The sequence below is a fragment of the Pseudomonas sp. NY15181 genome (assembly GCF_048068055.1).
Lineage (GTDB): Bacteria > Pseudomonadota > Gammaproteobacteria > Pseudomonadales > Pseudomonadaceae > Pseudomonas.
On the sequence record NZ_JBLUPT010000013.1, the window covers coordinates 132,112 to 138,595 of the forward strand.

The 6,484-nt window shown below is 67.5% G+C and carries 5 protein-coding genes; all 5 read left to right on the top strand.

The features are described 5' to 3' along the window. Positions 1–257 precede the first annotated feature (257 nt). Entirely contained in the window at positions 258–1,172 is a 915-nt protein-coding gene (locus ACNFBT_RS24775) for a LysR family transcriptional regulator (RefSeq protein ID WP_416753356.1), read from the top strand. Positions 1,173–1,207: 35 nt separating this feature from the next. Then, a complete protein-coding gene (locus tag ACNFBT_RS24780) occupies positions 1,208–2,725 on the top strand; it encodes a sigma-54-dependent transcriptional regulator (protein ID WP_416753357.1) in 1,518 nt (505 codons plus the stop codon). A 328-nt stretch (positions 2,726–3,053) separates the two neighbouring features. Next, positions 3,054–3,425, top strand: coding sequence for a glycine cleavage system protein GcvH (gene gcvH / locus ACNFBT_RS24785; RefSeq protein WP_416753358.1), 372 nt, complete (start codon positions 3,054–3,056; stop codon positions 3,423–3,425). A gap of 10 nt (positions 3,426–3,435) precedes the next feature. Beyond that, on the top strand, positions 3,436–6,309 hold the full coding sequence (gene gcvP / locus ACNFBT_RS24790; protein WP_416753359.1) for an aminomethyl-transferring glycine dehydrogenase: 2,874 nt from the start codon (positions 3,436–3,438) through the stop codon (positions 6,307–6,309). Between the two features lie 64 nt (positions 6,310–6,373). Further along, positions 6,374–6,484 (top strand): hypothetical protein (locus ACNFBT_RS24795; protein ID WP_416753362.1); only part of this gene is annotated, 111 nt, incomplete at its 3' end.

Here is a 6,484-nt window from a genome sequence, read left to right on the forward strand (position 1 = left end):
ATCGGTGTCACCGAAGTATCCGCCACTGCCCTTCTCTATCCTTCGCGCGCCCGCGCACGTGTCTAGAACGGCCATTTCGAGCCTTCCCCATCCAGACCAAACCCCAGGATGCATGGGCACTTTACGGTCCTGGCCAGCGTCTTTGCAGCGCCGTATCCGTTGCGACGCCCGGCGCTGCCGGTTTACCTTGAATAAAACAACTCGATCCCGCAGTCATATCAGCCCAGGCGATGTGACCAGTCGGACAGGAGACACCGGTGATCCAACTGCACGACGTCGATCTGAAACTCCTCAGGGTGTTCGCCACCATCGTGAAATGCGGCGGCTTCTCCGCCGCCCAGGCCGCGCTCAACACCGGCCAGTCGACCATCAGCGAGCAGATGACGCACCTGGAGACGCGCCTGGGGGTCAAGCTCTGCCAGCGCGGCCGCAGCGGCTTCCGCCTCACCGAGCAGGGCGTCGCCATCCACGAAGCCACCCAGCGCCTGCTGTCCGCCGTGGAGGGCTTCTGCATGGACGCCGACGTGCTCAAGCAGCACATCAGCGGCCAGCTCAACCTGGGCATCATCGACTCCACCCTGACCGACCCCGACTCGCCGTTGCCGCGCACCACCCAGCGCTTCGTCTCGCGCGGCCACGACGCCCACCTGAACGTCTACATCGGCGCCCCGGCGGAACTGGAGGAGCGCGTGCTGGACGGTCGCCTGCACCTGGCCATCGGGCACTTCCCGCTGCGCGTGCCGGGGCTCTCCTACCTGCCGCTCTACCAGGAAGCCCTGGGCCTGTACTGCGGCCGCCGCCACCCGCTGTTCGCCAGCAAGGAACAGAACGGCCGCCTGCTCGAAGAAGTCCGCGCCTGCCGGATCGTCGCGCGCGGCTACATGCAGCAGTACGACCTCGAACAGCTGGGCGTGAGCAAGGCAGCGGCCACGGTGGAGAACATCGAAGCGGCGGCGATCCTGATCATTTCCGGTGCCTACATCGGCTTTCTTCCGGCACACTTCGCCGAACAGTGGGTGAAGACCGGCGAAATGCGCCGCCTGGGCGCCAGCGCGCTGAACCTGATGTCGCCGTTCGACGCCATCACCCGCCGAGGCGTGGCGCCGCCGCCGATCCTGCGCGCCTTCCTCGAAGACCTGGCGGCCTCCTCGCGTCAGAGCGGCCACGCCTGACCCCACACCCGATTCAGTTTTTCGCAGGACCCTAAATGCGCATCCACGTCAGCTTCATCGACCGCGTCGGCATCACCCAGGAAGTCCTGGCCCTGCTGGTCGGCCGCAACCTCAACCTCGACGCCGTGGAGATGGTGCCGCCGAACGTCTACATAGACGCCCCGGCGCTGAGCTTCACGGTGCTCGACGAATTGCGCGGTGCGCTGCTGCAAGTGCGCGGGGTGGAAGCGGTGACCGTGGTCGACATCCTCCCCGGCCAGCGCCGCAGCCTGCAATTGGACGCGCTGCTGGAAGCGATGAGCGACCCGGTGCTGGCAGTCGACACGGAAGGCCGCGTGCTGCTGGCCAACCCGGCGCTGCTGCAATTCTGCGAACAGCCGCCGGAAGGCCGCCTGCTGGCCGAACTGTTCGACGACCCGGCGCTGGCCGCCACCTTGGTGGAACAGGGTTTCCGCCTGCCGCTGGGCGAAGTCACCCTGCGCGGCCAGGCGCTGCTGCTCGACGCCATGCCGATCCACGAGAACGACAACCTGACCGGCGCCCTGCTCACCCTCTACCCGCCGAACCGCATCGGCGGCCGCCTGGCCGCGCTGCACCACGATCATGCCGAAGGCTTCGATGCGCTGATCGGTGACTCACAACCGGTGCGCGCACTCAAGGCCCGCGCCCTGCGCATCGCCGCGCTGGACGCGCCGCTGCTGATCCACGGCGAAACCGGCACCGGCAAGGAACTGGTGGCCCGCGCCTGCCACGCCGCCAGCGCGCGCAGCGCCCAGCCCTTCCTCGCGCTGAACTGCGCGGCGCTGCCGGAAAGCCTCGCCGAGAGCGAACTGTTCGGCTACGCCCCCGGCTCCTTCACCGGCGCCCAGCGCGGCGGCAAGCCGGGCCTGCTGGAACTGGCCCACCAGGGCACGGTGTTCCTCGACGAGATCGGCGAGATGTCGCCCTACCTGCAGGCCAAGCTGCTGCGCTTTCTTAGCGACGGCTGCTTCCGCCGCATCGGCGGCGACCGCGAGGTGAAGGTCGACGTACGCATCCTCAGCGCCACCCACCGCGACCTGGAGAAGATGGTCGGCGAAGGCAGCTTCCGCGAAGACCTGTTCTACCGCCTCAACGTGCTCAACCTGGAAGTGCCGCCGCTGCGCGAGCGCGGGCAGGACATCCTGCAACTGGCCCGGCACTTCATGCAGCAGGCCTGCACGCAGATCCAGCGCCCGCCGTGCCGGCTGGCCGCCAGCGCCTTCCCCGCGCTGCTCGGCAATCGCTGGCCGGGCAACGTGCGCCAACTGCAGAACGTGATCTTCCGCGCCGCCGCCGTGTGCGAAGGCACGCTGGTGGAGATCCACGACCTGGACATCGCCACCGCCGTGGCGCCCTTGGCCAGCGGCGAGATCGGCACGCTGGAAGAAGCCGTCGAAGGCTTCGAGAAGGACCTGCTCAGCCGCCTCTACGGCAGCTACCCCTCCACCCGGCAACTGGCCGCGCGCCTGAGCACCTCCCACAGCGCCATCGCCACCCGCCTGCGCAAGTACGGTATTCCCGGCAAGGCCTGAGCCCAGCGGAAGCCCTCAAGGACGGGCCTTCCGACCTATCGTATCGACTTCAATACATCGTACTTATTTCAATACAAGCAGCTCCCCGCCTAGCCCTGCGCGGCCCGACCACAGGCCGCCGCAAGCCGATCAGGATCAGGCGTATTGAATTTAATACGCCTGGATCAGAAAAAATCTCTCATATAAATCATAAGCAATTGATTTATATAAAAAAAACAAAACTGGCATTCGCCTTGCTCTCTCCTCCTCGACACCGCTCGTTACCCGACACGAGCCAACCCCAATCGCCCGCCTGAAGAAGCGGCGAGTCTGACCCCGAGGAGTTCCCATGAGCCAAGTGCGCTTTACCGTCGAACACGAATGGCTGCGTCTGGATGCCGATGGCCTGATCACCGTCGGCATCACCCACCATGCCCAGGAAGCCCTCGGCGACGTGGTCTTCGTGCAACTGCCCGAGCCGGGCACCTACAGCGCCGGCCACGAAGTGTCGACCGTGGAATCGGTGAAAGCGGCCAGCAACATCCTCATGCCGCTGGACGGCGAAGTGGTGGAAGTGAACACCACCCTCGAAGGCACCCCGGAGCTGGTCAACGAAGATGCGCAGAACGGCGGCTGGTTCTTCCGCATGCGCCCCAACGACGCCGGCCAGTTCGCCGCGCTGCTCGACGAAGCCGCCTACCAGCAACTGATCAGCGCCTGAGGAACCCACCATGGCCAGCCATGACAATGCCCTGGGCACCCAGGACGAATTCGTCGCCCGCCACATCGGCCCGCGCGACAGCGATGTCCGCGCCATGCTCGAACTGCTCGGCTACGCCGACCTCGAAGCGCTGACCGCCAGCGTCATCCCGGACAGCATCAAGGGCAGCAGCGTGCTGCCGCTGGGCGCCGGCCAGAGCGAAGCCGAAGCGCTCGCCGCGATCAAGGCCATCGCCGGCAAGAACCAGCTGTTCAAGACCCATATCGGCCAGGGTTACTACCCCTGCCACACCCCGTCGCCGATCCTGCGCAACCTGCTGGAAAACCCGGCCTGGTACACCGCCTACACCCCCTACCAGCCGGAAATCTCCCAGGGCCGCCTGGAAGCGCTGCTGAACTTCCAGACCCTGGTCAGCGACCTGACCGGCATGCAGATCGCCAACGCCTCGCTGCTCGACGAAGCGACCGCGGCCGCCGAGGCCATGACCTTCTGCAAGCGCCTGTCGAAGAACAAGGCCGCCCAGGCGTTCTTCGCCTCCGTGCACTGTCACCCGCAGACCCTCGATGTCCTGCGCACCCGCGCCGAACCGCTGGGTATCGAAGTCGTGGTCGGCGACGAGCACGCGCTCAACGACTTCAGCCCCTACTTCGGCGCCCTGCTGCAATACCCGGCCAGCCACGGCGACGTGCTCGACTGCCGCGCGCCCATCAACGGCTTCCATGCCACCGGCGCCCTGGTGGCGGTGGCCGCCGACCTGCTGGCCCTGACCCTGCTCACCCCGCCGGGCGAGTTCGGCGCCGACGTGGTCCTGGGCAGCGCCCAGCGCTTCGGCGTGCCGTTGGGCTTCGGCGGCCCGCACGCAGCCTATTTCGCCACCCGCGACGCGTTCAAGCGCGACATGCCCGGCCGCCTGGTCGGCGTCTCCATCGACCGCTTCGGCCAGCGCGCACTGCGCCTGGCCATGCAGACCCGCGAGCAGCACATCCGCCGCGAGAAGGCCACCAGCAACATCTGCACCGCGCAGGTGCTGCTGGCCAACATCGCCAGCATGTACGCCGTCTACCACGGCCCGAAGGGGCTCAAGCGGATCGCCCAGCGCATCCACCGGCTGACCGCCACCCTGGCCCAGGGTCTGGCCAAGCTGAGCATCAGCGTGGTGCAGGAACACTTCTTCGACAGCCTGACCCTGGTCCTCGGCGATGCCGGGCAGGTCGCCGCCCTGCACGAGCGGGCGCGCGCGGCGCGGATCAACCTGCGCCAGGTCGACGCGCTGCGCGTCGGCATCGCCCTCGACGAAACCACCTCCCAGGCGGATGTCGAACAGCTCTGGGCGCTGCTGGCCGGCAACCAGCCGCTGCCCGACTTCGCCAGCCTCGCGGCGTCGGCCGCCAGCCGCCTGCCGGCCGCGCTGCTGCGCCAGTCGGCCATCCTCGAACACCCGGTGTTCAACCGCTATCACTCGGAAACCGAGCTGATGCGCTACCTGCGCAAGCTGGCGGACAAGGACCTGGCGCTGGACCGCAGCATGATCCCGCTGGGCTCCTGCACCATGAAGCTGAACGCCGCCAGCGAGATGATCCCGGTCACCTGGGCGGAATTCGGCAACCTGCACCCCTTCGCTCCCGCCGAGCAGACCGAGGGCTACCGGGCCCTGACCGAAGAACTGGAGGCCATGCTCTGCGCCGCCACCGGCTACGACGCCGTCTCACTGCAGCCCAACGCCGGCTCCCAGGGCGAATACGCAGGCCTCTTGGCAATCCGCGCCTACCACGCCAGCCGTGGCGAAGCGCACCGCGACGTCTGCCTGATCCCGTCCTCGGCCCACGGCACCAACCCGGCCACCGCACAGATGGCCGGCATGCGCGTGGTGGTCACCGGCTGCGACGCCAAGGGCAACGTCGATATCGAAGACCTCCGCTTCAAGGCCGAGGAACACCGCGACCGCCTTGCCGCGCTGATGATCACCTACCCGTCCACCCACGGCGTGTTCGAGGAAGGCATCCGCGAGATCTGCGCCATCGTCCACGACAACGGCGGCCAGGTGTACATCGACGGCGCAAACATGAACGCCATGGTCGGCCTCTGTGCGCCGGGCAAGTTCGGCGGCGACGTCTCGCACCTGAACCTGCACAAGACCTTCTGCATCCCCCACGGCGGCGGCGGCCCGGGCGTCGGCCCGATCGGCGTGAAGTCCCACCTGGCGCCCTTCCTGCCGGGCCACGGCGAGCAGCTGGAGCGCAAGGTCGGCGCGGTGAGCGCGGCGCCTTACGGCAGCGCCAGCATCCTGCCGATCACCTGGATGTACATCCGCATGATGGGCGGCGCCGGCCTCAAGCGCGCCTCGCAGCTGGCGATCCTCAACGCCAACTACGTGGCCCGCCGCCTGGAGGAGCACTACCCGATCCTCTACACCGGCGGCAACGGCCTGGTGGCCCACGAGTGCATCCTCGACCTGCGCCCGCTCAAGGACAGCAGCGGCATCAGCGTCGACGACGTGGCCAAGCGCCTGATCGACTACGGCTTCCACGCCCCGACCATGTCCTTCCCGGTGGCCGGCACCCTGATGGTCGAGCCCACCGAGAGCGAGTCGAAGGAAGAGCTGGACCGCTTCTGCGACGCCATGATCCGCATCCGCGAGGAAATCCGCGCGGTGGAAGGCGGCGAACTGCACGCCGAGGACAACCCGCTGAAGAACGCCCCGCACACCGCGGCGGAGCTGGTCGGCGAATGGACTCATCCGTACAGCCGCGAACTGGCTGTGTTCCCGGTCGCCGGCCTGATCGACGGCAAGTACTGGCCGCCGGTGGGCCGCGTCGACAACGTGCATGGCGACCGCAACCTGATCTGCGCCTGCCCGTCGCTGGAAAGCTACCAGGAAGCCTGAAGCCGCTGGCGCGGTCCGGCCTTCGCCGGGCCGCGCCCCACTCGACACTCGTGAGGATTCATCCATGTTCAGCAAGCACGACCAGATCCAGGGCTATGACGACGAACTGCTCGCGGCGATGGACGCCGAGGAGGCCCGCCAGGAGGACCACCTCGAGCTGATCGCCTCGGAGAAC